Consider the following 558-nt stretch of genomic DNA (forward strand, 5'->3'; position numbering starts at 1 on the left):
GTCGCTCAGAGCCCGCCGGCGACCCGGAGGGTCGCCCCGGTGGCGTAGGACGCCTCGGGGGAGAGGAACCAGGACACCGCGGCGGCGATCTCGGGGGCGTCGCCCGCGCGGCCCAGCGGCACGGTCTCCGCGACCCGTGCGGGTCGCTCCGGGTCGAGGTGAAAATCGGTCCAGGTGGTGCCGGGCTCGACGCAGTTCACGCGAATCCCGTGCGGGGCGAGCTCCTTCGACAGGCCGAGGCTCAGCGCGGCGACCCCGGCCTTCGCCGCCGCGTAGTGCACGTAGCTGTTCGGGCTGCCGAGCGTGGCCGCCGCGGAGCCGACGAAGACGAGGCTGCCCCCGCGGCTTCGGAAGTGGGGGATCGCGGCGCGGGCGGTGAGCACCGCCCCGAGCAGGTTCACGTCGAGGTCGTGGCGGATGTCCGCGACGCTCAGGGTCTCGAGGGGGCCCACGGCGCGGACGGCCCCGGCGTTGGCGACGATGCCGCCGAGCGGCCCGAGCGCCGCGGCCGTGCCAAAGAACGCGCTGAGGGACTCCGCGTCGGTGATGTCGACCGGG

The 558-nt window shown here is 75.4% G+C and carries 1 protein-coding gene; it reads right to left on the reverse strand.

Annotated elements, in window-relative coordinates; translation table 11 throughout:
* Positions 1-5: 5 nt before the first annotated feature.
* The coding region (locus OOT08_RS15760; protein ID WP_325093787.1) for an SDR family NAD(P)-dependent oxidoreductase at positions 6-558 on the reverse strand (553 nt) is incomplete at its 5' end.

Origin of the sequence: Leucobacter sp. M11, from assembly GCF_035726885.1 — a bacterium.
Classification (GTDB): domain Bacteria; phylum Actinomycetota; class Actinomycetes; order Actinomycetales; family Microbacteriaceae; genus JAPFRB01.